This is a genomic window from Isoptericola sp. NPDC060257, assembly GCF_042726645.1.
Lineage (GTDB): Bacteria > Actinomycetota > Actinomycetes > Actinomycetales > Cellulomonadaceae > Isoptericola > Isoptericola nanjingensis.
This window is the reverse complement of the sequence record NZ_JBHXAW010000430.1, coordinates 1-2,293: the sequence shown is the minus strand read 5'-3', so window position 1 is coordinate 2,293 and position 2,293 is coordinate 1. Positions and strand designations below refer to the sequence as shown.

Below are 2,293 nucleotides of genomic sequence, written 5' to 3'. Positions count from 1 at the left end.
GCTGCTGCCGTCCGGCCCTTCGCGCGCGGCGCCGGAACCCGTGGGTCAACGGGTCCGACGCTGGGGACTCAGCGCTCGTCGCCCCAGGAGTTGTATCGGTTGTCGTACTCGTCGTCGTCGGAGAAGCGATCCTCCGTGGCGACATCCGTGCGACTGCCCTCGCCGCCCCTGAGCTCCTGCTCGAGCGCGTGGTAGTTCGTCTCGGGGCTGTAGTACTTCAGCTCGCGAGCGACCTTAGTCTGCTTTGCCTTCTGACGGCCGCGGCCCATGGCTGAGACCCCCTCAACGTAGGAGCGGGGCTTGCGCCGTCCGTGACGGCGGCCCCGTGCGTAAGTAGTCTGTTCAGACCCCAACGGTACATGCTCGCGCGCCATTCCCTCCACTCCGCGACACGTGCCGCGCGCATCGACGGACGTGGGAGCGGGTGATCCTCGTCGGATGGTGTCTCAGGTCACGAGACCGATCGGTGCGCGGAGCGGTCCGGAGGCGGCCGACGCCCGGCAGAACGGACGCACGAGCACGACTCGGTCCATGCCAGGACGATCCGGACGATTTCATCCGGCTCCCAAGTCGCCTCAATCCCGCTTTCTGCACACAATGGATGAGCGAGACCGTGTCCGCACACCGGGCGCCGCCCGGGCCGGTCCGTACCAGGAGGTGCAGGGGATGTCGCTCCACGGAGACTCCGAGGTTCTGCTGACGCCTGCCGAGGTGGCCAGCCTGTTCCGCGTCGACCCGAAGACCGTGACCCGCTGGGCGAAGGCGGGGAAGCTCTCGTCGATCCGCACGCTCGGTGGTCACCGCCGCTACAAGGAGTCGGAGGTGCGCGCGCTGCTCGGCGCCGCCTCCGAGGAGGCGACGCCGGACAAGTAGGGCGCCCCCAGGGGGCGCTGCGGCGCCGCCCGAGCGCGGGGGGCGCTCAGTGGCGCCGCGCGCGCACGACGACGATCACGACCACCGCCAGCCCTGCCGCCGCGGCGCCGATCAGCACCTGCGCGTTGCGCTTGCGGCGGGGGTCGGTGGCGGGGAGCCCGCCTCCCGTGACGAACGTGCCGGCGTCGCCGGCGGCCTGCTTGGTCGCCCGCGCGAGCTGGTTCGCCTGGTACTTCGGCGAGAGGCGCGTCGCGAGCTGGTCGAGGGTCGCGGCGAGGTCCGCGCGGGTGCGCGCCACCTCGTCCTCGAGCTCGCGGGCCGTCGGGGCCGGGGCCCTGTTCTCGGGCGTCGTAGGCTCGGTCACCGGCGCACCCCCTTCTTGATCGTCTCGACGTCCTCCTTGACCCGGTCGATCGTCTCGGGCCGCCGGGCCGCCTTCTTGAGCTGGCCCGCCGCGATCGCGGCGGCCAGGCCGGCGACGAGCAGCATGGCGACCCCGACGACGAGCGCGGAGAGCCACAGCGGCCAGACCGTTGCGAGGCCCGTGATCCCGGCCCAGATGAGGACGCCCACCGCGTAGAGCACGACGACGAGGGCCGCGGCGATGAGCCCGATCCCGATGCCGGAACGCTTCGCCTTCTCCGTCATCTCGGCCTTGGCGAGCGCGACCTCCGCGCGCACGAGCCGTGTCGTCTGTTCCGACAGCTGCTCCACGAGCCGCCCCATGGAGGGTGGCTGCTCGGCGGGCGGCGTGCGCCCGTCGTCCCAGTCCGTCATCGGCTGCTCCGATCCTGCGTGAGGTGATCGTCCGTGCGGTCCCACTCAACCCGTCCCTGCTGGTCCAGGCAATTCCTGGCGGAAAGACGACGAGACCCCCACGCCCTGGGCGTGGGGGTCTCGATGGTGGCTCCGACCGGCGTCGATCCGGTGACCTTTCGATTTTCAGTCGAACGCTCTACCAACTGAGCTACAGAGCCTGGACACGAACGCCCGGGCGCCGTTTCCGACGAACCGGGCGCATCATGCGCGACCCTGACGGGACTTGAACCCGCGACCTCCGCCGTGACAGGGCGGCGCGCTAACCAACTGCGCTACAGGGCCATGGTGGGGAGTGGACTCCCACCGAGGAAGCTCGTTTCGAGCCGAGAAGAAGCGTACCCCATGCTCGCCGGGATCTTGAAATCGGATCCTGACCAGCAAGAACGCTCCGTTCTGCGGGGCTGCCGATGCTGCCGGCGTCCCCGCGGAGTACCCCCAACGGGATTCGAACCCGTGCTACCGCCGTGAAAGGGCGGGGTCCTAGGCCGCTAGACGATGGGGGCTGGACCCGGCAAGCATACCCAGCCGGCAGGGACGGCCCTCGCCCGTCCGTGGGCGAGGATGGGGCCCGTGGTGGAGATGACGCGCGAGGAGTTCGAGG

4 protein-coding genes and 3 tRNA genes are annotated in these 2,293 nt (G+C 70.4%); 1 reads left to right on the top strand and 6 read right to left on the bottom strand.

The window, feature by feature from the left end:
- Window positions 1–68 precede the first annotated feature (68 nt).
- Window positions 69–269: a DUF3073 domain-containing protein gene (locus ACFWEK_RS20950; RefSeq protein ID WP_430548394.1), complete on the bottom strand. Its 201-nt coding sequence runs from the start codon at window positions 267–269 to the stop codon at window positions 69–71.
- A gap of 397 nt (window positions 270–666) precedes the next feature.
- On the opposite strand from ACFWEK_RS20950, the gene ACFWEK_RS20945 reads away from it, so the two are divergent.
- Window positions 667–873, top strand: a complete 207-nt coding sequence (locus ACFWEK_RS20945; protein ID WP_079575713.1) for a BldC family transcriptional regulator — start codon at window positions 667–669, stop codon at window positions 871–873.
- A gap of 46 nt (window positions 874–919) precedes the next feature.
- On the opposite strand, the gene ACFWEK_RS20940 is transcribed toward ACFWEK_RS20945, so the two are convergent.
- The 5 genes from ACFWEK_RS20940 to ACFWEK_RS20920 form a co-directional block, all read right to left on the bottom strand.
- On the bottom strand, window positions 920–1,237 hold the full coding sequence (locus ACFWEK_RS20940) for a DUF3618 domain-containing protein (protein WP_430555290.1): 318 nt from the start codon (window positions 1,235–1,237) through the stop codon (window positions 920–922).
- The gene (locus tag ACFWEK_RS20935; RefSeq protein WP_430548396.1) at window positions 1,234–1,650 is read right to left on the bottom strand and encodes a phage holin family protein; all 417 of its coding nucleotides are present in this window, start codon (window positions 1,648–1,650) and stop codon (window positions 1,234–1,236) included. The genes ACFWEK_RS20940 and ACFWEK_RS20935 overlap by 4 nt, the downstream gene beginning before the upstream one ends.
- A gap of 124 nt (window positions 1,651–1,774) precedes the next feature.
- Window positions 1,775–1,850, bottom strand: a tRNA-Phe gene (locus tag ACFWEK_RS20930).
- A 50-nt stretch (window positions 1,851–1,900) separates the two neighbouring features.
- Window positions 1,901–1,974: transfer RNA gene (locus ACFWEK_RS20925), tRNA-Asp, on the bottom strand.
- 148 nt (window positions 1,975–2,122) lie between these two features.
- A tRNA-Glu gene (locus tag ACFWEK_RS20920) sits at window positions 2,123–2,195 on the bottom strand.
- Between the last annotated feature and the right edge of the window lie 98 nt (window positions 2,196–2,293).

Coding starts and splice junctions, on each gene's coding strand:
- ACFWEK_RS20950 (WP_430548394.1), bottom strand. CDS start 269: ATGGGCCGCGGCCGTCAGAAGGCAAAGCAGACTAAGGTCGCTCGCGAG.
- ACFWEK_RS20945 (WP_079575713.1), top strand. CDS start 667: ATGTCGCTCCACGGAGACTCCGAGGTTCTGCTGACGCCTGCCGAGGTG.
- ACFWEK_RS20935 (WP_430548396.1), bottom strand. CDS start 1,650: ATGACGGACTGGGACGACGGGCGCACGCCGCCCGCCGAGCAGCCACCC.